The organism is Noviherbaspirillum humi, assembly GCF_900188095.1.
In the GTDB taxonomy this organism is placed as follows: domain Bacteria; phylum Pseudomonadota; class Gammaproteobacteria; order Burkholderiales; family Burkholderiaceae_D; genus Noviherbaspirillum; species Noviherbaspirillum humi.
Window position 1 is genome coordinate 41870 of sequence record NZ_FZOT01000010.1, and the last position, 24615, is coordinate 66484.

Consider the following 24615-nt stretch of genomic DNA (forward strand, 5'->3'; position numbering starts at 1 on the left):
GCCCTATCAATCCTTTGCTGCCTTCGGGCTAGCGGAGTGAGATCGTGCAACCTTTTACTATGGATCGCCCCGATGCCGGGGCAAGCCAGGCGGTTGCTTGCGCCAGGTTTTTACCAGCTCCCCTGATCGCGGCACGAGCGGCTGTTTTCGATCCGATGAATTGCCTGGACCTCGACCAGACGGCGAGACGCGTCCTATTCGGGATACTCACCTTCATCAATATCAAAAACCCCGAGAAGGCGGTTTTCCCCCGCCGGGATACGCTTCGTGCTGAAGCGTTGATTGCATCCGAGTCGACGCTATACCGCGGTTTGCGCCAACTTGATGGCAAGGGCTATATCGAACGTTCCCAGAAACGGCGGGAGCACAATGGAGAATTCCACCTGTCCCCGATTCAGCTCACTGGAAAGGCCCTGGTGCTGCTCGGCCTAAGCGAAGTTATTCACAGCCCGCGGCCTGCCAAAATGGAAGACGGCCGTATACAAGAAGAACTTACCAAACCCGAACAATCTTTACAGAATACAACCGCGACTGCGGAGCCTGCCGACAAAAACCAGATCGATCGCAAAACGGGATTGCCAGCCGAATTGCTTTGCCTGCTTGGACTGGGCGTGAAGAAAAGCGGTGTCTGCTACCTGATGAAGCTGGCACGCAGTCGTGGCAGCCGGCTTGGAGACGTGGTCGCCGCCGTCGCGCACTGCCTCGAAAAGCTTCGCGGCCGAGAGGTGGTGGCCTATCTCGCTGCCATGCTGAAACGGAACCTAGACTTCCGCTGGTTGAAGGAATCCCGAGACACGGTTCAACAGGAAGAAAGTCAGCAGGGCGAGATGCAGCGCTTGTTGTCCAACCTCGATGCGCGTTATGACGGTTACTGGGTTTGCGACCAGCACGGGGCGCCGATCGGCGTTTTCCGAGCGGGCAGTGACACGCATCTGGTCGAATCGAATACCGGCAGCTTCCCGGTCAACCTACGCTTCGCCAAGCGGATTCAGGAGGGTACGCTCCTTCTGCGAGCCGCGCCGCAGTTCGCTACGTCACATGGGGAAAGGTACGCCGTTTGAAGCAACGGTCCGCATTCACGTAGTGGAAGAAGCCGCGGTAAAGGAACACCAGGCTGAAGCACCATGAAGAGGCAATCGGAAACCGTCGGCAGCGAAAAACCTGGGAAAATAATGCGTCTATGCAAGTTTATGACCGGGACGAGAATTGCAGTTGAAAGATGCGGCCACGAAGACGATCACCCCCCGCAGTACGCGCCGCTCTGATTCATGCTGATTCCTTGGATGCGGGCTTTTACTCTGGCGCTTGTCGCCGAGAAGGCGGGTTGGTACATCACCCGACTCACCGCGCATGGATCGCCGGGCAGGTTTCTCGACATGTCCTGCACAGTCTGTCAGGGAGAAACTAGGACAAGCGTCTCGACCCGTTTGATGCGGCCCGTGATAGGGCAATGATCAGCGCAAGCCTGTGAGTGCGTCTTTCTCTGAACTGTCGTGGACCGTGCGGATCGGCTTTCCGGGCGTGACCTTTGTGCGCAACGTATGGGCCCGTCGACCGGCTGGTTCCCGCGGGGTTGGTGCAGGCGATGACCATCGGCAAAGACGAAAACGCATTCGGCGCTAGAGCCGCACGCAGCCATACGAGAATTGCGCGACGGGATTGTGCAGCGCAAGGCGGATATGGAGCGCGTCCCATCATCGAACCGGCCGCAGCCCCGGATGAAAGGAACGACCGGCAGGATAAGCATCGACCTGCATGGTTGCCGGATCAGCGGCGTACGTTGGACCGGTTCGTCTCTTGGGCGAGCACGACTTGCCTCGCCTGGTTGGCGACGGATAGAAGTAGTGCCTGGTCCTGTTCGATATGGTGGTTCAGCAGCAGTGCGTCGCAGACCGCCAGAAGCGGGGCCAATGTCAGTAACACCCGAAGCAGCAGACCTGAATACACAGCAGCTCCTGTAGTTTCCATACGGAAACCTTAGCGCTGGCGAACTACCTTGTCGAATGAAAATATTTCTACGCGTTAATTTTTTTTTTCCGATGCCAAACTCCTGTCAAAGAGGCTCGGTTATCCAGCATGAGCGGAATCGGAGCGGACCCAGAGGGTGTCATGAGCAAAATCGGACAGACAAAACGCCGGCATCAGTCGCTTTCAACAGCGTCCCACGCCGACTTTCACAGGATCGATCTTTGCGCTCCGAAATCATCGGAGGACGTAACACGCCATTCAGCAACCAATTTAAATTGCGCATTATTTAATCGCGTGTCAACTAAAAATCAGCGCTTACCCGATTCAAGCCCGCCACGGGTCATCGATCACAGTGCCACCGCGGAAAATAGCCATTGTCCCGGACCCAATATTGTGCGATTGCCATGTGGTGATCGTGCGACCAGCGCAATGAAAGGCGTGGTGAGAAAGGTCATGTTTGCGCGTCGTCCAGACGGTTTGCCGGTATCTTACGTCTAAGCAAACTGGAAACGGTGCGACTGAACGGGAGAGCAGCCACATGCCCCGTTCACGCCGCCAACCCTTCGAGCGCTACAACGCGAGTGCGTACGCAACAGCGATGAAACTGCTTGAGCAAAAGCAGCCGATCAGAAGCACCAATTCGACAGTGTGATTCAGGCAAACGTCATGGGCGAGAAGCTGGGCCACTTGATAGACAGTTACCGTCATCTCGAACCCGTGGTTCGGGAGTGGATCGGAATGTCGGTCTTCATCGCCTTCATCGCAGCCTGGCTCGGTTCATTCAACGGCATCGGGCGAGTGGACCAGATCCTGTATGACAAGATGGTGCTGCTGAATCCGGTCAAGCATCGGGATGACATCCTCATCATCGACATCGATGACAAGAGCCTCAGGGAGGTCGGCCGCTGGCCATGGAAGCGTTCCACCCATGCCGCCTTGATCGAGCAACTGGCGCAAGCGGGCGCCAAAGTCATCGGGATGGACATCCTCTTCACCGAACCGGAGCCCGTTTCCGATGGCGATCGCGTCGGCGGCGATCAGGCGCTGGCGCTGGCGCTGCGCCGACAGGGCAAGGTGGTGCTCGCCATGTCGGCGAAAAATCCGGGAGAAGGCCCGGGCTATGCGGTGCCGATCCCGAAGCTAAGCAATGCGGCATGCCACGTCGGTCATATCAACATCGAAATCGATGCCGACGGCGTGGCGCGCAGCGTGTTCCTCGCCCAAAAGATATACGGCCAGCGCTGGACGCATCTGGCGCTGGCGATGGCCGCCGCGGGAACCGGCAAGCCGCTCGATGCCGTGCTGGAGGAAACGGCGACGCCAGGCGCGTCGATATTCTCCGACCGGGCCGTAGATCAAGGCCACGCCGGCAGAACGCATCGCGCTTTCGTGCCGTTCGTCGGCGGCGCCGGCAGCTATCCAACCGTCTCCTATGCAGAAGCGCTGCGAGGCGAAGTGCCCGCGGAAGTCTTCCGCAATCGCTATGTGCTGATCGGTTCAACCGCGATGAATCTTGCAGATCATCTGCCCACGCCCGTGACCGGGGAGGGCGGCATCATGCCGGGCGTGGAAATCAATGCCAACATCCTGAACGCCATACTTTCCGGCCAGTTGGTCAGAAGCGCTTCTCCCTGGATCACCTCGCCCTTGAGCATCATCCCGCCGTTGCTGGCCATGGCATGCTGTCTCCGCTTTTCGCCGCGCACCGCATTGCTCGTCACCTTGCTTCTGATGGCGCTTACCCTGGCCTCGAGCATGGCCAGCTTCCGCGCGGGGCTCTGGATCGCGCCTTCAGCCGCCCTGCTTTGCCTGGCGCTCGCCTATCCCCTCTGGAGCTGGCGCCGCCTGGAGGCGGCCATCAGCTACATGGACACGGAGTTTCGCGAACTCGAGAAAGGGCCGCGGCTGCTGACGGAAGGCGGCATCGGCGTGCGGACGATCGGCGAGCGCATTCAAGACGTGACGGGACGAAGGATCGCGCTGATGCGCCACGCCGCTCAACGGGTCCGCGACCTGCTGCAGTTCATCGGCGACAGCATCGAAAGCCTGCCCAACATAACGCTGGTGACGACGACCGACGGCCGCATTCTGCTGGCCAATCGGCATGCGCGCTCCCAATTCAAGGCGTTGCGCAACGCCGCATGCTCGGAAGCCGACCTCCATTCGCTTTTCGCCGGCCTGTCACTCACGCGGGCCGGCGCCGATTTCCGATGGACCATGCTGACCGATCCAGACCAAGCCGGCAACCTTGCCGCCGGCGTCGAGGCATCGGACGGCAAGGGCAAGGATTTCATCATCAGCAGCGCGCCGTGCCGCTCGGCATCGGGCGAACTCAAGGGCTGGATCATCAGCATGGTGGACGTCACCCAGATCCGCGCCGTGGAAAGAGAGCGTGAACAATTCATGCGCTTCCTCTCGCATGACATGCGCGGACCGCAGAACGCCATCCTGGCCATGCTTGAATTGCAGAAGATGCCGGACATGGCCATGCCCGAGGAAGAATTGTTCAACCGCATCGCACAGGCTTGCGAGAAGACCCTGACGCTTGCGGACGACTTCACCCAGCTGGCAAAGGCGCAATCCAAGCCGCTCGACCTGACGCCGCAGGATTTTCACGAAATCGCTACCGATGCCTGCCAGAGCATGTGGAGCCTTGCGCAGCAGCGCAAGATCTCGCTGTGGGCGGAACCGGCGAGCCAGCGTTACCTGATTCGCGGCGACCGGGCGCTGTTGCTGCGGGCGGTGGAAAACCTGCTGTAGAATGCCATCAAATACAGCCCCGAGCATGCGCAGGTCAGGTGCGGGTTCGACGTGGCCGAACAGGACGACCGTCTATACATCGCTTGCCGCGTGCGGGACAACGGATATGGCATCGCCGAGCCCGACAAGGCGCGGCTCTTCACCGCCTTCCAGCGCATCGAATCGAGCAACAGGGATCGCCAGAAAGGCATCGGCCTCGGCCTGGTGTTCGTGAAGATCGTGGCGGAAAAGCATGGCGGCATGGTGGAGGTGGCGAGCGAGCCGGGGAAGGGCAGCACGTTCTCCATCCTGATCCCGCACCTGACGGAGCGAATGGCATCATTATGAACATGGAGTCGACATGAACAACAGCCAAGTCGAAAGCATGACCGACGCTGCCGCGGAGCTGAAAAAGGGAACCATACTCGTCGTCGACGACGAGGAAATCTATCTCCAGCTGCTGTCGGCCATGCTGGGCGACGATTATCACGTCTACATTGCCGACAACGGCCGCGCCGCCATCGAAACGGCGCTCGCCTGCAAGCCGGATCTGATCCTGCTCGATATGGTGCTGCCCGACATGGATGGCATCCACATCTGCACCGAATTGAAAAACATACCCGAATTGGCCGAGACGCCGGTGATCTTCGTCACCTCCATGGTGGATGCGCGCAGCGAAGTGAGCGGACTGCAGACCGGAGCGGTGGACTACGTCAGCAAGCCGATCAAGAAAGACGTGCTGAAGGCGCGCATCGAGGTCCAGCTCGCCCTGAAGCACAACCGGGACCGGCTGCTCAGGATGGCATCGACCGATGGCCTGACGGGTCTGTCGAACCGCGTCAGCTTCGACGACAAGCTGGACAAGGAAATCATGCGCCTGAGCCGGGTGCATCTGCCGCTGTCGTTGATCACCATGGATGTCGACTATTTCAAGCAGTTCAACGACACCTACGGCCACGTGGCCGGCGACGACTGCCTGCGCCTGGTCAGCGCCGCCGTCAGCGCCAACATGAACCGGCTTTCCGATCTGGCGGCGCGCATCGGCGGCGAGGAATTCGCCTGCATTCTTCCGCAAGTTGCGCTGTCCGGCGCGGTCGCCGTGGCCGAGCGGATACGACAGGAAATTCACCGGCTCCGGATTCCGCACGAAAAATCACAGGTTGCGCCCTTCGTCACGCTCAGTTTCGGCGTCCTCTCGCTCACCTGCAACTTCAACTGCCAGCGGCAAGCCATCCTGGAACAGGCCGACGAACAGCTCTACAAATCGAAGCGCGAAGGACGCGACCGGATTTCCTCCGCGCTGTTCATCGGCTGACCGCCGGCACGTGCAACATGGACAAGGCCGCAACCTAACCTAAGTCATGCTGACAGCCGGAATAGCGGCCCATACACTGGATCCAACCCACATGGATCGATCGTTACCCACCTTTGGAGGCCAACATGCAGGGATTGCGCAAGCTGATATTTGCCGCGGCATGCGTTTGCTTGAGCCTGTCGGCGCAACACGCCACGGCGGCCGGAAGAACGGGCGCCGTCGCCGTCGAGGGCAATCAGGTCATCTACACCGTTGCGCCGGATGAAACCTTGCCCGCGATCGCGGAACAGACCACGGCGAAAGCGGAGAACTGGCGCGAACTGGCGAAGGCCAACCGGCTGCCGTCCACGCCGACGGTGAAGGCCGGGAGCCGCCTCGTCATTCCGCAACGCCTGCTGCCGGAAGACCCGGTGGAAGGCAACATCGTTTCCATGTCCGGCCATGTCTACCGGATCGGCGAGCGCGGCGCGGTCGGCACCCTGAGCGCCGACGACAAGATCACCGAAGGCATGAAGATCAATCTCGGCCGCAAGAGCTTCCTGACCATCGGCCTGCCCGACGGCAGCCGCATTTCCCTGCCGTCGAACAGCTACATCAGGCTCACCCGGCTGCGCATGACGCGCTTCACGAAAAGCCCGAAAACCGAGATCACGCTGCTTAACGGCAGCGCCGAACTGGAAGTGAACTCGCTCAAGGAAAACATGGGCAAATTCGAGGTGCGCACCGTCACCTGGATTGCCGGCGTGCGCGGCACGCGCTTCCGCGTGCACGTGAACAATGGCACGACCGCGACGGAGGTGCTGGAAGGCGAGGTCGCGGTGAAGCACGCGAGGGAGACGCGGGAGCGACTGCTTCCCTCGGGCACCGGCCTGATACAGAATGCCGACGGCAAGGTGAAGATGGGGCAATTGCTGGATCCGCCGCGCTTCTGCATCAATTGCACGCCGCCGCGCAACGGCAACATCGTGGTCGCGATCGATCCGGTCAAGGGCGCCGCCGGCTACCGGGTCCGGATGGCGGCGGATCGCAACATGCACGACGTGGTGGACGAGTCGATGACCAATACCAACGAAGCTGAGCTGAAGAAGTCCGTGCGCGGCACCTACCACATCGTCGTGACGGCGCTGGATGTCAACGGCATGGAAGGCAAGCCATCGGTGCAGACCCATGAATTCAAGCTGCCCAGCCTGCCGGTTCCGAACCCGCAGTAAGCCCCCGATCAGTCCCAGCTGCCGCCCAGCGCCTGTAGCAGGGCGACAGCCGAAGTTTGCCGGTCGGCTTGCACCTGGACCAGCGCCCGTCGTGCATTTAGGGCGGTGACCTGCGCCGTCACCACGTCCGTATAGCCGATCTGGCCGGCACGGTAGCGGTTCAATTGCTGCGTCTCGACCAGATCGGCCGATTGCGATGCCTGGCGCCTGAACTCCTGCTGGCGGGCCAGCACCTGGGCCGCCGAAAGGGCGTCCTCCACATCCTGAAAAGCTGTTAATACGGTTTGCCGATAGCGGGCAATGGTCTGCTCGCGCAGGGCCTCCGCACCCGCCACGCGTTCCCGCGTCGCACCGGCATTGAATACGGTTTGCGCCGTCGACAATCCCAGCGCCCACAGGCTGGAAGAGGCCGCGAACAGTTCCGCCACGCTGCTGACGGTGGAACCATAGGAGGCATTCAGCGCCAGGCTGGGGAAGTAGGCGGCACGGGCGATGCCGATCTGCGCATTGGCGGCGGCCACCCGGCGTTCGGCCGCGGCGACATCCGGCCTGCGCTGCAGCAGCGTGGAAGGCATGCCGGCCGGCACCGCCGGCACCGTCACCTGCCAGGGCTGGGGCGCGAGGGAGAATTCCGCCGGCGGCTTGCCGATCAATACGGCGATCGCATGTTCCAGCTGCGCCCGCTGCCGCACCAGGCCGGCCTCTTCTGCCTGCGTGTTCGCCAACTGGGTTTGCGCCTGCAGCACGTCGGTGCGCGCGGCCACGCCGGCGTCGTACCGGTTCTGGTTGATCTGCAGCACCCGTCCATAGCCTTCGATCGCTTCCCGCAGCAGCGCGATCTGGGCGTCGAGCTGGCGCAGCGTCAGATAGTCGACGGCGAGTTCGCCCTGGGCGGAAAGGCGGGCGGTGGCGATGTCGGCGGCGCTGGCTTCGGCCCCGGCGGAAGCGTTGTTCACCGCCTCGCGCAGGCGTCCCCAGACATCCACTTCCCAGCTTGCGCCGATGCTGGCTTGATAGCTGGTGCCGCGGTTGCCGGCACTGCTGCTGGACGATGAGCGTCCGCCGGAACGATCCACGCCGCCGTCCAGCACCACGCTCGGGAACAGGGTGGCGCGCTGCTGGCCGACCACGGCGCGCGCTTGCTGGTAGGCGGCTACCGCGGCCGCGATGTTTTGATTCGATACGGCGACCGCTTCCTCCAGTTCGTTCAGCACCGGGTCCTGAAACAGCTGCCACCACTTGCCGCGCTCCACCGCATCGGCCGGCGCGGCGGGCACCCAGCCCTGCGCCTCCTTGAAGTTTGCCGTCATCGGCACGGCAGGACGCTCGTAGGCCGGCCCGACGGCGCAGCCTCCCGTGAACAGCGTGGCCAGCAGCGCTAGCGCGGCGCGCGAGGGAAGGGGAGGGATCATGCTTTTCTTCTTCATGGCTTCGGTGTCATTCGGTCACGTCGCTTCGGCGGCACGGGCGAGCTGCCTTTCCGACGCGCTGCGCCGGCGCAGGCGGTCCAGCACCAGGTAGACGGCCGGCGTGGTCAGCAGCGTCAGCAGCTGGCTGGCGATCAGGCCGCCGATGATGGCGATGCCGAGCGGCTGGCGCAGCTCGGCGCCTTCGCCGAAGCCGATCGCCAGCGGCAGCGCGCCGAGCGCGGCGGCGAGCGTGGTCATCAGGATGGGCCGGAAGCGCAGCAGGCAGGCTTCGCGCACCGCCTGCTCCGGCGTCAGCCCGCGCGAGCGTTCGGCATCGAGGGCGAAATCGATGATCAGGATGGCGTTCTTCTTGACGATGCCGAGCAGCAGGAAAACCCCAATCAGGGCGATGATGGAAAAATCCATGTTGAACAGCAGCAGCGCCAGCACCGCGCCGACGCCGGCCGAAGGCAGGGTGGACAGCACCGTCACCGGATGCACCAGGCTCTCATACAGCACGCCGAGCAGGATGTAGATCACCACCAGCGCCGCCACGATCAGCAGCGACTGCTGACGCTGCGATTCCTGCGCGCTGCGGGCGGCGCCCTCGAAGCTGCCGCGCACGCTGTTGGGCATGCCGATGTCAGCCTCCGCCTGCTTCACCGCCGCCACGCCGTCCGCCAGTTTGCTGCCCTCGGCCAGGTCGAAGGAAATGGTGGTGGCCAGCTCCGCATCGTCGTGGCTGACCGAACTCGGCGCGGAGGTTTCCTCGAAGCGGACGAAGGCCGACAGCGGCACCATGGTGGTCGGCGTCGTGCTCAGCGCCTGGCCGCTGGCCTGGTCGCGCAGCGAGGGATTGACCACGCTGCTGGCCGCGCTGGCGGTGGTGCCGGAAGCGGCGGACGAACCCGGCGCGGCCGATGTGGCGGCCGTCGCCGAAGCGGTGGAAGCGGTCGCGGCCGATGCCGTCGCGGTGCCGGACGCCGTTCCGGCCGCCGCCACCGCCGCGCTGGCATTGCCGGCGGCGACCGGCGCCACGCCGCGCGCCGGCACGTAGATGTCGTTCAGCGCCTGCGGGCTGGTGGCGTAGCGCGGCGCCACTTCCATGATCACCCGGTACTGGTTCAGTTCGGAGTAGATGGTGGCCACCTGCCGCTGGCCGAAGGCATTGTAGAGCGCGTTGTCGATGTCGCGGTTGGAGATGCCGAGGCGGGAGGCGGTGTCGCGGTCGATGGTGAGGAAAGTCTGCACGCCGCTTTCCTCGAGGTCGGTATCGACATCGATGAGCGCCGGCTGCGCCTTCATCGCATTCGCCAGCCGGGCAGACCAGCGCTTCAGGTCGGTGCTGTTGTCGCTCTTCAGGGTGTATTGGTAGGTGGAGTTGCTTTGCCGTCCGCCGATGCGCAAGTCCTGCACCGGATTCAGGAACAGGCTGACGCCGCTGATCTGCGCCAGCTGCGGCCGCAGCCGGGCGATCACCGCCTGCCCGCTCTCGGCGCGCTGGTCGCGCGGCTTCAGGCTGATGAACATGAAGCCGCCGCCGGCGCGGCTGCCGCCGGTGAAGCCGACCACGGTGTCCACCGCCGGGTCGCGCCGGATGATCTCCACCAGCTGGCGCATCTTGCCCTGCATGGCCTGGAAGGAAATGCTGCGGTCGGCGCGCACGCCGGCATTGATCTGGCCGCTGTCCTGGCGCGGGAAAAATCCCTTGGGCGCGGCGATGAAGAGGTAGACGTTGAGGCCGATGACGAAGAACATCACCAGCATCATCAGCCAGCGATGGGCGATGGCCCAGTCCAGGCTGTGGCCGTAGGCGCGCAGCACGCCGCCGAAGAGCCGCTCCGACCAGCGGCCGATGCGTCCCGGCGGCCGGTGCGCGGCTTCGGGCTTGAGCAGCCAGGCGCACATCATCGGCGTGGTCGTGAGCGAAATCACCATCGAGATCAGCACCGCCACCGACAGCGTGATGGCGAACTCGCGGAACAGCCGGCCCACCTGCCCGCCCATGAACAGCAGCGGAATGAACACCGCCACCAGCGACAGGCTGATCGACAGCACGGTGAAGCCGACTTCGCGCGCGCCCTGCAGCGCCGCCTCGAAGCGGCTCATGCCCGCTTCGAGATGGCGGCTGGTGTTTTCCAGCACCACGATGGCGTCGTCCACCACGAAGCCGGTGGCCACCGTCAGCGCCATCAGGCTGATGTTGTTCAGCGAAAAGCCGAGCAAGTACATCACGCCGAAGGTGGCGAGCAGCGACACGCCGGTCGCCACCGCCGGGATGATGGTGGCGCGCAGGCTGCGCAGGAAGGCACTGACCACGACGACCACCAGGATGATGGCGATGATCAGGGTCAGCTCGATTTCCTTGAGGGAGGCGCGGATCGACAGGGTGCGGTCGGACGCCACCTGCAGCCGCACATCCGGCGGCAGCTGCGCCTGCAGTTCCGGCAGCAGATTGCGTACGCCTTCCACCGTCTTGATCACGTTGGCGCCCGGTTCGCGCCGGATCAGCACGATGATCGCCGGCTCGCCGTTGAACAGGCCGAGGGTATAGCTGTTCTCCACGCCGTCGCTGACCTCGGCCACGTCGCGCAGGCGCACCGGGGCGTTGTTGCGCCAGGCGATCACCAGGTCGCGGTAGTCGGCGGCGCTGCGCCCGCCGCCGGTGACGGTGGTGCCGGCGCCGCTGGCGCCGGTGTAAATCTGCAGCCGCCGGCCTTGGCTCTCGAGCGCGCCCTTGGGGCGGTTGGCGGTGGTGGCCTGGATCGCGGCGCGCACGTCCTCCATGCTGATGCCGAAGCGGTTCAGCGAAAACGGCGCGAGTTCGACCCGCACCGCCGGCAGCGAGCCGCCGCCCAGCTCCACGTCGCCGACGCCGTTGACCTGAGCCAGCTTCTGCTGCACCACGTTCGACACCTCGTCGTAGATCTGGCCCGGCGAGCGCGTGGGGGAGGTGAGCGCCAGGATGATGATCGGCGCGTCGGACGGATTGGCCTTGCGGTAGGTCGGATTGCTGCGCAGCGTCGCCGGCAGGTCGGCGCGCGAGGCATTGATCGCCGCCTGCACTTCGCGCGCGGCGGCGTCGATGTTGCGGTCGAAGTCGAACTGCAGGCTGATGCTGGTGGCGCCGAGGCGACTCGAGGACGTCAGTTCATTGACGCCCGGGATGACGCCGAGCCGCCGCTCCAGCGGCGTGGCGACGCTGGTGGCCATGGTGTCCGGGCTGGCGCCGGGCAGGCTGGCGCTGACGGTGATCACCGGCAAATCCATCTGCGGCAGCGGCGATACCGGCAGCAGGAAGAAGGCGGCGATGCCGGCCAGCGCCAGGCCGATGGTCAGCAGCACCGTCGCCACCGGCCGCCTGATGAAGGGTGATGACAGGTTCACGGCGCGGCTTCCTCCGCGGCGCCGGCCGCGCGCGGCCGCAGGCGCTGGCCGAGGCGGTCGAAGGCGAGGTAGATCACCGGCGTGGTGAACAGCGTCAGCAGCTGGCTCAGCACCAGGCCGCCGAAGATCGCCAGGCCGAGCGGGCGGCGCAGCTCGGCGCCTTCGCCCCAGCCGAACATCAGCGGCAGGGCGGCGAACAGCGCGGCCAGGGTGGTCATCAGAATGGGCCGGAAGCGCAGCAGCGCCGCCTGGTGGATGGCGTCGCGCGGCGAGCGCCCCTCGCTGCGCTCGGCATCGATGGCGAAGTCGATCATCATGATGGCGTTCTTCTTGACGATGCCGATCAGCAGGATGATGCCGATGATGCCGATCACCCCGAGGTCATGGCCGGCGACCACCAGCGCCAGCAGCGCGCCGACGCCGGCGGAGGGCAGGGTGGAGAGGATGGTGAGCGGGTGCACGTAGCTTTCGTACAGCACGCCGAGCACGATGTAGACGCAGACGATGGCGGCCAGGATCAGCCACAGCTGGTTGCTGAGCGAGGCTTCGTAGGCGCCGGCGGCGCCGAGGAAGTGCAGCGTCACCGACGGCGGCAGGCCGACGGCCTGCGCCGCTTCGCGCACCGCTTCCACGCCCTGGCCGAGCGCGGTGCCCGGCGCCAGGTCGAAGCCGAGGGTGGCGGCCGGATACTGGGACACATGGGTGATCTGCAGCGGCGCCGGACGCTCGGTGATGGTGGCGATGGCCGACAGCGGGGTCGGCTTGCCGGAGCCGGTGCGCACCGGCAGCTGGCCGAGCGACTCCGGCGTGCTCAGCAGGCCGGGCGCCGCTTCCAGGATCACCCGGTACTGGTTGGTCTCGGTGAAGATGGTGGAGACGATGCGCTGGCCGAAGGCATTGTAGAGCGCGTCGTCGACCGAGGCGGCGGTGACCGACAGGCGGGATGCGGTATCGCGGTCGATGTCGACATAGGCGGCCACGCCGGTGGCGCCCGCGTCCGAGGTGACGTTGCGCAGCGCCGATGAGGAGCGCATGCGCTGCGCCAGCTTCTGCGCCCACTCGTTCACCACGCCGGCATTGGCGCCTTCCAGCGACACCCGGAACTGGGTGGCGCCGGTCTCGGCGTCGATGGTCAGGTCCTGCGTCGGCTGCAGGTAGAGCGCGACGCCAGCGATGCGGCCGGCGCGCTGGCGCAGCCGGTCCATGATGGTTTCGAGGTCGTCGCGGTCGCGCTTCAGGTTGATCTGCAGGGTGCCGGCATTGAGCATGGTGTTGTTCGCCGCATCCACGCCGACCAGTGAGCCGACGGTCTCCACCGCCGGATCTTCCAGCACCGCCTTCACCACCGACTGCTGCAGCTCGGCCATGCGTTCGAAGGAAATCGACCGGGCCGCCTCCACCCGCGCCATCAGCTGGCCGGTGTCCTGACGCGGGAACAGGCCCTTCGGGATCAGCACGTACATCACCACCGTCAGCACCAGGGTCAGCAGCGCCACGGCCAATGTCAGGCCCTGGCGCGCCAGCACCCATTGCAGCGCGCCGTCATAGCGGCGGATGATGCGGTCGAAGGCGCCGTGCAGGCGGCCGGCGAGGCCGGCATGCTGGCTCGACGCGTTCAGCATCCGGCCCGACATCATCGGCACCAGCGTCAGCGACACCACGGCGGAGATGAGGATGGTGATGGCCAGCGTCACCGCGAATTCGCGGAACAGGCGGCCGACCACGTCGCCCATGAACAGCAGCGGGATCAGCACCGCGATCAGCGAGATGGTGAGCGAAATGATGGTGAAGCCGATCTGGGTCGCGCCCTTGAGGGCGGCCGCCATCGGCGTTTCGCCTTCCTCGATGTAGCGGGCGATGTTTTCGATCATCACGATGGCATCGTCGACGACGAAGCCGGTGGCGATGGTCAGCGCCATCAGGCTGAGGTTGTTCAGGCTGTAGCCGAGCAGGTACATCAGGCCGCATGCGCCGATGAGCGAGATCGGCACCGCCAGGCTGGCGATCAGGGTGGCGCGCAGGTCGCCGAGGAAGGCGAAGATCACCAGCACCACCAGCACCACCGCCAGCACCAGCTCCAGTTCCACATGCTCCACCGAGGCGCGGATGCCGCTGGTGCGGTCGCTCAGCACGTCCACCTTCAGCGAGGTGGGCAGGCCGGCCTGCAGTTCCGGCAGGCGCTGCTTGATGGCGTCGACGGTGTTGATGACGTTGGCGCCGGGCTGGCGCTGCACGTTCAGGATGATGGCCGGCTTCAGGCCGGACCAGGCCGCCAGCTTGACGTTCTCGGCGCTGTCGACCACCTGGGCCACGTTGGACAGGCGCACCGGCGCGCCATTGCGCCATGCCACGATCAGGTTGCGGTAGTCGTTCGCGGTGAGCAGCTGGTCGTTGGCATTGATCGCGTATTGCCGCGCCGGGCCGTCGAAGCTGCCCTTGGCGCTGTTGGCGTTGGCGGCGGAAATCGCGTTGCGCACCGTGTCGAGGCCGAGGCCGTAGGAAGCCAGCGCCTGGGTGTCGGCCTGGATGCGCACCGCCGGACGCTGGCCGCCGCTGAGCGTGACCAGGCCGACGCCGTTCACCTGGCTGATCTTCAGCGCCAGGCGGGTATTGACGAGGTTCTGCACCTCGGTCAGCGGCAGGGTGTCGGAGGTGATGGCCAGCGTCAGCACCGGCGCATCGGCCGGATTGACCTTGGCATACACCGGCGGCGCCGGCAGGTCGGCCGGCAGCAGCGAGCCGCCGGCGTTGATCGCCGCCTGCACCTGCTGCTCGGCGACGTCGAGCGCCAGGCCGAGATCGAACTGCAGCGTGACGATGGACACGCCGGCGGCGCTGGTGGAACTCATGCGCTGCAGGCCGGCCATCTGGCCGAACTGGCGCTCCAGCGGCGCGGTGACGGTCTGCGCCATCACCTCCGGCGAGGCGCCGGGATACAAGGTCTGCACCTGGATGGTGGGGAAGTCGACCTGCGGCAGCGCCGACAGCGGCAGCAGGCGGAAGCCGATCAGGCCGGCGAGGACGATCGCCAGCATCAGCAGCGACGTCGCCACCGGGCGCTGGATGAAGGGCCGGGAAGGGCTCATGCGGGACTCCTCGGCTGGCGCTTATTTCGGCGCGTCGTTGGAACGGGGACGGCCCTGGCCGCTTCCCTGGGCTGGTCCCGGCGCTGCGCCGGCGGCGCCTTCGGCATTGCGGCGCCGGCCGCCCTGGCGCTGTCCGCCTTGCTGGCCGGCCTGGCCGGCGCGCTCGCCGGGGAGGTTGACGCGTGCGCCATCCTGCAGCCGGTCGGCGCCCTCGGTGACCACCTGTTCGCCGGCCTGCAGGCCGCTCGTGATCTGCAGCTTGTCCGGGGTCGCGAGGCCGCGCTTGACCGGGCGCAGGGCCACGGTGCGGGCGGCGGCGTCCACCACATAGACATAATCGCCGTTGCTGCCATGGCGCACCGCGTTCACCGGCACCACGATCGCATCCTTCAGCTGGCGCACCCGCATGCGCACGTTGACGAACTGGCTCGGGAACAGCGCCAGCGTCTCGTTCGTGAAGCGGGCCTTGGCCTTCACCGTGCCGGTCTGCACGTCGACCAGGTTGTCCAGCGCCAGGAATCGGCCGCTGGCGAGTTCGGTTTCGCGGCCGCGGTCGAAAACCGTCACCGGCAGCGCGCTACCCTCGTTCAGGCTGGCGCGCACTTCCGGCACCCGGTCCTGCGGCACGGCGAAGGTGACGTCGATCGGCGTCACCTGGGTGATGGCGACCAGGCCGTTGGCATCGTTGGTGGAGACGACGTTGCCCGGATCGACCTGGCGCAGGCCGATGCGTCCGGCGATCGGCGCCAGGACGCGGGTATAGCTCAGGTTCAGCTTGGCGTTGTTCTCGGCGGCGCGGTCGGCCATCACCGTGCCCTGCAGCTGCTTCACCAGGGCGGCCTGCGTGTCCACTTCCTGCCGGGCGATCGAATCCTGGGCCAGGAGGGTCTGGAAGCGCTGCAGCGACAGGCGCGCATTGTCGAGCTGGGCTTCGTCGCGCTGGCGCTGGCCGGTGGTCTGCATCAGCGCGATTTCGAACGGACGCGGATCGATCACCGCCAGCAGCTGCCCCTGCTTCACCAATTGGCCCTCGGTGAAGGCCACTTCCTTCAGCACGCCGGAGACCTGAGGCCGCACCGTCACGCTGGCGGCGGCGGTGACGGTGCCGAGCGCTTCCAGCGTCACCGGCAAGTCCACCATTTCCGCCCGCGCCACGCCGACGGTGGTGGCGGGCGGGCCGCGCCGGGCGCCGCCCGGGCCGCCGGGACCGCCCGCCCCACCGCCTTCGCCGGCAGGCTGGCGATGGGTGAGGTAGTAGGCGAAACCGCCAAGGGCGGCCAGGCCGAGCAGCACCAGGATGACGGAGAGAAAGGTCTTGCGGCGTGACCGCACGGGACGGCCGGAGGGAGCTTGTTCTTGCATGGGCGTGGACGGTTTCCTTGAGACGGCGATGGCGCCGTCCGGTTCATTTGCAATCTTTGCCAGACCCGTACCGCCGAACCGGCAGTACGGCATTCAGATTGTAGTGTGATTGCCGGAAACCGATTGTCCGCCCGGAATGTGTCGCCGGCATGTCGCCAGGGCGCCGGCTTGTATCGGAATGTAGCGTCAGCAGACGGGGGTCAGCAGCCTGCCTTCGCGCAGATAGCTGCGCAGGTTGTTCAGCACCAGGTCGGACATGGCCTGGCGCGTCTCATGGGTGCCGCTGGCGATGTGCGGCAGCAGCACCACGTTGTCGAGTTCGAACAAGGCCGGCGGCACGTGCGGCTCCTTCTCGAAGACGTCCAGCCCGGCGCCGGCGATCAAGCCGTCGCGCAGGGCCGCCACCAGCGCCGCTTCGTCAACCACCGTGCCGCGCGCGACATTGATCAGGAAGCCATCCGGGCCAAGCGCCTGCAGCACCTCGCGCGAGATCAGGTGGCGCGTGCCGGCGCCGCCGGCGGCGGTCACCACCAGGAAATCGGCCCACCGCGCCAGCTCTTCCAGCGACGCCATGTATTCGTGCGCCACGCCTTCCGCCGGTCGCCGGTTGTGATAGCGGATGTCCATCTCGAAGCCGGCGGCGCGCCGGGCGACGGCGCGGCCGATGCGGCCGAGGCCGACGATGCCGAGACGCTTCTTCGTCACCTGGGTGGTGAGACGGAACTTGGCATTGAGCCAGTCGCCGCGGCGCACGAAGCGGTCGGCGGCGGACAGGCCGCGGGCGGCGTCGATCAGCAAGCCCATCGCCAGGTCGGCCACGCAGTCGTTGAGCACGTCGGGCGTATTGCTGACATGGATGCCGAGCGCCCGGGCGGTATCGATATCGATGCTGTCGTAGCCGACGCCGAAGCTGCTGATCACCTTCAGCGAAGGCAGCGAGCGCATCAGCGCGCCATCGGCCCCGACCACGGCCGACGTCACCATGCCGGTGAACTCGGCGCCATGGCGCGCCAGGAAGGCGGCGGGATCGGCTTCCTTCCACAAGGGATGGATGTCGAACTCCCGCGCCAGGGCGTCTTCGAGCGTGGGCAGCAGGCGCCCGTTCTGCAGGATGCGTTGACTCATTCAGGTTCCTCCATGGCTGTTCTTTTGCGTTGCGATTCGGTCCATGCCGGCATCGCGCGAACCCGGATTGTAGCCCTGCGGGCGGAACGCGGTAAGGATCGACCGCGGCCGGACCTGAAACATGAGGAAACAAATTCCCGCTTCGATGCGCGCGCCATCTCTCTATACTGAAATCTCAAGCATTGAATGAGCGGCAGACGATGAGCGTTGGCAAAGTGGTATCGATGGCCGGCCGCCTCGAGCAGAGGCGACTGGAACGGCAATTGGAAAACGATGAGGCCTATGGGAAGAACGATCCGCCCGCCATGTCGGCCATGATGGGCGACGGCGTGTTCCAGCGCTCCGACTGGCAGACCGCCCGCATTTATTCGTTCGGCAAGGCATTGGCCGAATCGGGCAGCCGGCGCGACGGCGCCAGCGATGCGGAGCCGGATGGATTCGATTACGGCGGCCGCTGGCAGCCCTAATCTTGCCGGGTTTCAGCCCAGGGGGTTGACCATGAAGGCCGGCATGGCGCCGCCATTGCGCTCGACATCGAGGAAGCGTTCGGCCACGTCCAGCGCCTCGCCGATGGTGATGTGCATGTCGAGGTAGCGGTAGGTTCCGAGCCGGCCGACGAAGGTGGTGCGCTTCTCCCCCTGCGCCATCTCGATGTACTCCTTCAGCTGCGTCTTTTCCTTGGTCAAACGGATCGGATAGTACGGCGTGTCCTTTTCCTCGCAGAAGCGGCTGTACTCCTTGTAGATCAGCGTCTTCTCATGCGATTCCCACGGCGAGAAATGCTTGTGCTCCGAGATCCGGGTCCAGGGCACATCCTCGTCGCAATAATTCAGCACCGCATTGCCCTGGTAGTCGCCCTCGTGGCGCTCGGCGGCGAAGTCCAGGGTGCGGTAGCCGAGGCGGCCGACGGAGTAGCCGAACCAGGCATCGATCGGGCCGCTGTAGAACAGGTGGGCGTAATCGCCCGCCATGTCGCGCTCGAACCTAGTGGATAAGTGCACCGTGATGGCCGGATGCTCCAGCATGCGCTCGACGATGTAGGTATAGCCGTTCTTCGGCATGCCCTGGAAGGTGCTGGCGTAGTAATTGTCGTCGTAGTTGAAGCGCACCGGCAGGCGCTTGAGAATGCTGGCCGGCAGCTCCGACGGATGCATGCCCCACTGCTTGGTGGTGTAGCCCTTGAAGAAGGCTTCGTAGAGATCGCGGCCGACGAAGCGCAGCGCCTGCTCCTCGAAGCTCTGCGGCGATTCGATGCTCTGGTCGCCGATCGTCGCCATGAAGGCTTCCGCCTCCCTCGGATTGAAGGTCTTGCCGAAGAACTGGTTGATGGTCAGCAGGTTGACCGGCAGCGAAAACACCCGGCCCTTGGTGATGGCCTTGACGCGGTTGGTGAAGGGCATGAACTCGTCGAACTGGCGCACGTAATTCCACACCTTTTCATTGCTGGTGTGGAAGATGTGCGGGCCGTAGACATGCACCATCACGCCGGTCTCTTCATCGCGCTCCGAGTGGCAGTTGCCGGCGACGTGCGGTCGCGAGTCGAATACGTCGATCTGGTAGCCGGCCTTGGCAAGCTCATGCGCGATGACCGCGCCGGAGAAACCGGCGCCGATGACTGCGATTTTCTTCACGTTGACTTTCCTGTGCAGGTTGAATGGAAACACCCTGATAAAGAGTTCCCGGCAGGGTTGATGGTTTCATTTCTTGCAAGTCTAGAAGCGCACTAAACGCACAGACTTGATCCGCGACAGGAAAGCGGGTCGCCATGCTGACCGCAGGAAATCTTTCGCGCCATAGCATCCCGTCCCTTGCCGCAGCGGAAAAAACGCGGTCTTGCTATTCTTGACCCATACGACAAGACCATGAGGAGAACATGCTCGATCCGGACGCCAAGGCGCTGCTGGACTTCATCGCCAGCAAGAACCTGCCCTCGTACCACACGCTCCCGGTTGCGGAAGCGCGCGCCTATTACCGCGACCGCCGCCAATTCAGCCAGCCCGACGCGCCCGAGGTCGGCGCGGTGGACGATCTGCCTATCGACGGCCCCGGTGGCCGGCTGATGCTGCGCCGCTATCGTCCGCTCGGTTCGGCGCCGGATGCCGCGCTGCCGCTGCTGGTCTACTACCATGGCGGCGGGCACACCATCGGCGATCTCGAAACCCACGACACCCTTTGCCGCCAGCTGTGCAACCAGTCCGGCTGGTCGGTGCTGGCGGTGGATTACCGGCTCGGCCCGGAGCATCGCTTTCCGGCGGCGGTGGAGGACAGCTGGGCCGCGCTGCAATGGGCGCAGGCGAATGCCGCCACCCTGGGCATCGATCCAGACCGCATCGCCGTCGGCGGCGACAGTGCCGGCGGCAACCTGGCGGCGGTCATGGCACTGATGGCGCGCGATGCCGGCGCGCCGAAGCTGGTCTTCCAGCTGCTGGTGTATCCGGCCACCGACCTGCACTACGCCACGCCCTCGCATGCGGCCAATGGGCAGGGCTATCTGCTCACGCGCGACGTCATCGATTACTTCACCCGCGCCTATGTCGGTCCGGAGGCCGACCTCGATGACTGGCGCCTGTCGCCGGCGCTGGCCAGCGATTTCCACAATCTGCCGCCGGCCCTGGTGCTCACCGCCGGCTATGACCCGCTGCATGACGAGGGACGCGACTATGCCGACAAGCTGCACACCGCCGGCAACCGGGTCGAGTACGTGGACTATCCCGGCCAGATCCACGGCTTCCTGCCGATGGGGCGGGTGATACGGCAGGCGAACGAGGCGGTGGCGGTATGCGCGCGGGCGCTGAGGGAAGCCGGCGGCGCATGATCCTCTCGAACGCTGGCAGCGCCATTTATCGAGCGTGGCGAGGCATCGAACGATCCCATGTTTCCGTTGTCTGATGGCATGAAGGCGCCGCTATCGTGGCGCCCTTTGTTTTTCGCCCACATCGATGATTGACAAAGCCTTATCTTCCCGCCTCTTGCAAAAAGCCCGGCGCCGCGCCGGCCGCCTCCTCACCCTCTTCAGCCTCGGTTCCCTGCTCACCGCGGTCGGCTGCACCCAGCTGGCGCAGAAGGAGCGCGAACTCACCTTCCGCATCGAGCCCGGCACCGCCAGCTGGTATGCCGGCCTGCCGGAGGGCGTGGCCGAATACCGGCTGCCGGTAGCGCACAAGGACAAGACCGAGCATGTGCATGCCTGGTGGTGGCCCTCGGAGCGGCGCAATGCGCCGGCGGTGCTGTACCTGCACGGCGCGCGCTGGAACCTCACCGGCCAGCTGTTCCGCATCCAGCAACTGCATGACTTCGGCTTCTCGGTGCTGGCCATCGACTATCGCGGCTTCGGCAAGAGCGATGGCGGCCTGCCGTCGGAGCAGACGGTATACGAGGATGCGCAGGTGGCCTGGGACAAGTTCACCACCCTGGTGCCGAATGCGGACAAGCGCTTCATCTACGGCCATTCGCTCGGCGGCGCCATCGCCATCGACCTCGCCGCCCGGATCGCGAAAGGGGAAGACGAGCGCAAGGGCGGGGCGGCGGGCCTGATCGTGGAGTCCAGCTTCACTTCGCTGGCCGACATCGCGCGCTCCCTCACTTATCCCTGGCTGCCGCTGCAGCTGCTGATGTCGCAGAAATTCGCGTCGGTCGACAAGATCGCCAAGGTCAACCTGCCGGTGCTCATCGTGCACGGCACCGACGACCGCTACGTGCCCTCGCGCTTCAGCGAAGAACTGTATGCAGCGGCGCCGGACAAGAAGCGGCTGGTGCTGGTGGAGGGCGGCAGCCACAACAACAGCATGCGCCTCGGTGCGACGGCTTACCGCAAGGCGTTCAAGGAATTGTTCGGTTCCTGAGGCGCCGTGCAAACCGGCCGTCAATGCTGATAAGCTGGCAAGCCACATCAACCGCAGGGAGCGCAGACATGGGCACGACGGAGAACACGGCAGGCGAAGGGCAACGGGAACTGGTGCTGGAGCGCCTGATCGGCGCGCCGCCGGAAAAGCTGTTCCAGGCATGGACCGACCCGGCGCTGCTCAAGCAATGGTTCGCGCCGCTGCCATGGATGGTGCCGCATGCGGAGCTTGATGTGCGCCCGGGCGGCGCCAGCCTGATCGTCATGCGCGGACCGGACGGCACCGAGTTTCCCAATCGGGGCGTCTATCTGGAGGTGGTGCCGAACCGGCGCCTGGTCATCACCGATGCCTACTCGAGCGCCTGGGAACCGTCGGCGAAGCCGTTCATGACCGTCATCGTCAGCTTCGAGCCGGAAGGCGACAAGACACGCTATACCGCGCGCGTGCGGCACTGGAGCGCGGCGGACCGGGAAGCGCATGAGAAGATGGGCTTCCACCAGGGCTGGGGGCAGTGCGCCGACCAGTTGACGGCATTGGTGACGGCGCAGTCTTGAGCGAGTGCCGCGGCGAGGCGGATGCCGGCCCGCTCAACTCGGCAGGTTGAATATCGACACGTCGTCCGCCAGCAGGCTTGCCTGCTGATGCAGCTCCATCGCCGCCGCTTCCGCTTCCCGGATCATCTCGGCGCCTTCCTGCGTCATTCTGCCCATCAGGCCGATGGCCTGGCCGACATCGCGGATGTCCTCCGCCTGTCTTTGCGTGGCGTCGGCAATCTGATCCACCAGCTCCCGGGACTCATGGATGGCGAAGAGAATCCTGCCCATGTTCTTTCCGGCTTCGTCGGCAAGCGTGGTTCCCGCCTTCACTTCGGCGTTGGCATGGACGATCAGCTGCTTGATTTCCTTCGCGGCCACGGCGCTGCGCCAGGGCGCGGACTTCGGACGCGACCACGGCGAAGCTCCGCCCCTGCTCGCCGGCCCTGGCCGCTTCCACGGCGGCATTCAGGGCCAGGATGTTGGTCTGGAAGGCAATGCCATCGATGACGCTGGTGATGTCGTTGATCTTGCTCGAGCTGGCGTCGATGGAGCGCATGGTGGCGATGAACCGGGAAACCGATTGCTCGCCCCGGCTCACTTCCTCGCATGCGACGCCGGCCAGCCTGCTGGCCTGGGCGGCGCCTTCCGCATTCCGGCCGACGGAGGCCAGCAACTGTGTCGTCGACGCCGTGGTGCGGGCAAGGTGCTGTTCGTGTTCCAGGCTGCGCTCGGCAATGCGGCTGTTGGCGGCAACGATTACATTGGACCGGGTTGCCACGATTTCTGCCGCCTGGCGGATGCCGGTGACGATTCTGGCGAGCTGCAGCCGCATCCCGTTCATCGCGAACACCAGGCTGCGCTTGTCCTCCGGCGCCACGGAAACCTGCGCCGCCAGATTTCCCGCGCTGATCTTGCGCGCCAGCTCGGCGGATTCGGACGGCTCCGCGCCCAATTCCCGGTACAGGCTGCGCACCACGATGATTCCCGTGACCAGACACGCCGTGGCAGTGGCCAGCGCCAGGGCGGCGATGGCGGACTTGGCGAAGCCGGATTGCCGGATGACGCCGTCGTATTCGCGCCTGGCCGCCACTTCCTGCAGATCGGCCAGTTCCGACAAGGCTTTTTCCCACACGGCCATCAGCGGCACGACCTTCGTTCGCAGCAGCTGGCTGGCGTCATCGAGCATCAGGTTGTCGAGCGCATCCATCGTCGGTTTCAAACCCTGGACCACCAGTGCCTTGTGGGCAGCGGCCAGCTTTTCCAAGCGTTGTTTTTCCCGATCGTCCAGCAGGCTGAAGAGCGGGTCGCTCAGGGCGCTATCCGCCCCGGCGGTGGCCGCCCTGGCCTTGTCGACCTCGCTCTTCAGTACCTCGGGCGCGGGATTGAGCAGCGCGGTGGCAAGCGCCAGATGGCTGCGCTCGCCCAGCCGGCCGAAGGCATTCAGCTTCGCCACCGTTTGCAGGCGCTGCTCGTAGACGTTCTTGATGCCTCGGTTGGCTTGGTCCATGCCGTAGACGCCGAGCAGGCCCATGGCGACGCTGAATGACAAGAGAAGTAAAAATGCGCAGACAAGACGGGTCTTGATTCGCATGCATGGGCTCCGGGAATGGGTTGCGGATCGAACTACTGGATGGCCGTAATTCGATGAGCCATGGCCACTCAATGGATATCGGTTGCAGCGGAGCGGAAAAGAGATGCCGTTTGGCAGATTGCGAATGGGCGAATTATCTGCTTGCGAAGAAGGTTGCTGGTGAAGACTTGCGACTTGACCGGACGGAGCGCTGGGTCGGCGTAGCCGGCGAGCGAATGCCAAGTGGCTGTTCAACGCCATGACGGCTTCAACCTTGATACGCCAGCCTGCCTGCGCAAATGCTGGCTTGAAATGACGGCAAAGCTGTCTGGTCCGGTCGTCGTTCGCCAAGAGACGGGAAGCTCGGAATAGCTCGTTCAAAAACAAAAAGCCCGGTTCCCGAACGTGCATCGGGAACCGGGCTGAATGTATCGACGAGCGCGTCCGAATCAGGCGCTGGCGATGGCCGAATCCTCAGTCATCGAAATGATGGTGCTTCCAGTGTCCATGCCCGCGCCCCGGATGCGGGCGGTACGGTTCGCCCGGATAGATCACGCGCTGCTCGACCACCGTAGCCGGCGGCAGCAGGTACACCGGCGCCGGGCCGACTGCCGGGGGCAGCATCACCAATTGTGCCGGCACCTGCACCTGAACCGGCGCCTGAACTGGCACCCGCACCTGTTCCATCACCGTGCGGCAGCGGCGCACCGTCTGCATCTGCGCCGTGGTGGCGGACATGCGGTCGCCGACCACCGCGCCGGTGGCGGCGCCGACGGCGGTGGCCACGGTGCGGCCATTGCCCTGCCCGATCTGGTTGCCGAGGATGCCGCCGGCAAGGCCGCCGACGATCGCGCCGCCGATGCCCGCCGACGCCTGCACCGGCACCTGCTCGTTCCAGCATTGCTGGCGCGGCTGTTCGATGATCTGGTAAGTTTGGGCGCTTGCCATCCATGGCGTGGCGCTCAATGCAAGCATGAGCGCGGCGGTTGCAATCTTCATATTTCTCCCTGTACGGCGGTCGGTGGTGCGGACTGCGATGCCGGCTTGGCGGCACACGCTTCGCAT

Annotated in this window: 18 protein-coding genes; 9 read left to right on the forward strand and 9 right to left on the reverse strand. The window is 65.2% G+C overall.

What is annotated here, in order from left to right:
- The first annotated feature begins 59 nt into the window (after positions 1-59).
- The 5 genes from CHB88_RS14810 (at position 60) to CHB88_RS14835 (ending at position 7233) form a co-directional block, all read left to right on the forward strand.
- Positions 60-1061, forward strand: coding sequence for a hypothetical protein (locus CHB88_RS14810; RefSeq protein ID WP_089400113.1), 1002 nt, complete (start codon positions 60-62; stop codon positions 1059-1061).
- Between the two features lie 1573 nt (positions 1062-2634).
- Entirely contained in the window at positions 2635-4728 is a 2094-nt protein-coding gene (locus CHB88_RS14820) for a CHASE2 domain-containing protein (protein ID WP_089400115.1), read from the forward strand.
- A gap of 6 nt (positions 4729-4734) precedes the next feature.
- Entirely contained in the window at positions 4735-5055 is a 321-nt protein-coding gene (locus tag CHB88_RS14825; protein WP_089400116.1) for a sensor histidine kinase, read from the forward strand.
- A gap of 13 nt (positions 5056-5068) precedes the next feature.
- On the forward strand, positions 5069-6022 hold the full coding sequence (locus tag CHB88_RS14830) for a diguanylate cyclase domain-containing protein (protein ID WP_217900178.1): 954 nt from the start codon (positions 5069-5071) through the stop codon (positions 6020-6022).
- 125 nt (positions 6023-6147) lie between these two features.
- The gene (locus CHB88_RS14835) at positions 6148-7233 is read left to right on the forward strand and encodes a FecR domain-containing protein (protein ID WP_143131302.1); all 1086 of its coding nucleotides are present in this window, start codon (positions 6148-6150) and stop codon (positions 7231-7233) included.
- Positions 7234-7241: 8 nt separating this feature from the next.
- Here CHB88_RS14835 and CHB88_RS14840 read toward each other — a convergent pair whose 3' ends face one another.
- From CHB88_RS14840 to CHB88_RS14860, 5 genes are all read right to left on the reverse strand, one after another.
- On the reverse strand, positions 7242-8645 hold the full coding sequence (locus tag CHB88_RS14840; protein WP_089400206.1) for an efflux transporter outer membrane subunit: 1404 nt from the start codon (positions 8643-8645) through the stop codon (positions 7242-7244).
- Between the two features lie 33 nt (positions 8646-8678).
- The gene (locus tag CHB88_RS14845; protein WP_089400118.1) at positions 8679-12029 is read right to left on the reverse strand and encodes an efflux RND transporter permease subunit; all 3351 of its coding nucleotides are present in this window, start codon (positions 12027-12029) and stop codon (positions 8679-8681) included.
- Positions 12026-15115 (reverse strand): efflux RND transporter permease subunit, encoded by a 3090-nt coding sequence (locus CHB88_RS14850; RefSeq protein WP_089400119.1) that lies wholly within the window; start codon positions 15113-15115, stop codon positions 12026-12028. The genes CHB88_RS14845 and CHB88_RS14850 overlap by 4 nt, the downstream gene beginning before the upstream one ends.
- A 21-nt stretch (positions 15116-15136) precedes the next feature.
- Entirely contained in the window at positions 15137-16477 is a 1341-nt protein-coding gene (locus CHB88_RS14855; RefSeq protein ID WP_089400120.1) for an efflux RND transporter periplasmic adaptor subunit, read from the reverse strand.
- 186 nt (positions 16478-16663) lie between these two features.
- Positions 16664-17602 (reverse strand): 2-hydroxyacid dehydrogenase, encoded by a 939-nt coding sequence (locus CHB88_RS14860; protein WP_089400121.1) that lies wholly within the window; start codon positions 17600-17602, stop codon positions 16664-16666.
- Positions 17603-17802: 200 nt separating this feature from the next.
- Between CHB88_RS14860 and CHB88_RS14865 the strand changes: the two genes are divergently transcribed.
- Positions 17803-18069 (forward strand): hypothetical protein, encoded by a 267-nt coding sequence (locus tag CHB88_RS14865; protein WP_089400122.1) that lies wholly within the window; start codon positions 17803-17805, stop codon positions 18067-18069.
- A 12-nt stretch (positions 18070-18081) separates the two neighbouring features.
- Here the strand turns inward: CHB88_RS14865 and glf are convergent, their stop codons facing one another.
- On the reverse strand, positions 18082-19233 hold the full coding sequence (gene glf, locus CHB88_RS14870) for a UDP-galactopyranose mutase (protein ID WP_089400207.1): 1152 nt from the start codon (positions 19231-19233) through the stop codon (positions 18082-18084).
- Positions 19234-19475: 242 nt separating this feature from the next.
- Here glf and CHB88_RS14875 point away from each other — a divergent pair, with 242 nt between their 5' ends.
- The 3 genes from CHB88_RS14875 (at position 19476) to CHB88_RS14885 (ending at position 21998) form a co-directional block, all read left to right on the forward strand.
- Entirely contained in the window at positions 19476-20417 is a 942-nt protein-coding gene (locus CHB88_RS14875) for an alpha/beta hydrolase (RefSeq protein ID WP_089400123.1), read from the forward strand.
- Between the two features lie 124 nt (positions 20418-20541).
- Entirely contained in the window at positions 20542-21444 is a 903-nt protein-coding gene (locus tag CHB88_RS14880) for an alpha/beta hydrolase (RefSeq protein ID WP_089400124.1), read from the forward strand.
- A gap of 68 nt (positions 21445-21512) precedes the next feature.
- Positions 21513-21998, forward strand: a complete 486-nt coding sequence (locus CHB88_RS14885; protein WP_089400125.1) for an SRPBCC family protein — start codon at positions 21513-21515, stop codon at positions 21996-21998.
- 33 nt (positions 21999-22031) lie between these two features.
- On the opposite strand, the gene CHB88_RS14890 is transcribed toward CHB88_RS14885, so the two are convergent.
- The 3 genes from CHB88_RS14890 to CHB88_RS25680 all read right to left on the reverse strand — a co-directional run bounded on the left by CHB88_RS14890 (position 22032) and on the right by CHB88_RS25680 (position 24549).
- A complete protein-coding gene (locus CHB88_RS14890; protein ID WP_176442497.1) occupies positions 22032-22268 on the reverse strand; it encodes a hypothetical protein in 237 nt (78 codons plus the stop codon).
- Positions 22240-23901: a methyl-accepting chemotaxis protein gene (locus tag CHB88_RS25200; RefSeq protein ID WP_176442498.1), complete on the reverse strand. Its 1662-nt coding sequence runs from the start codon at positions 23899-23901 to the stop codon at positions 22240-22242. The genes CHB88_RS14890 and CHB88_RS25200 overlap by 29 nt, the downstream gene beginning before the upstream one ends.
- A gap of 123 nt (positions 23902-24024) precedes the next feature.
- A complete protein-coding gene (locus CHB88_RS25680; protein ID WP_245844989.1) occupies positions 24025-24549 on the reverse strand; it encodes a glycine zipper 2TM domain-containing protein in 525 nt (174 codons plus the stop codon).
- Between the last annotated feature and the right edge of the window lie 66 nt (positions 24550-24615).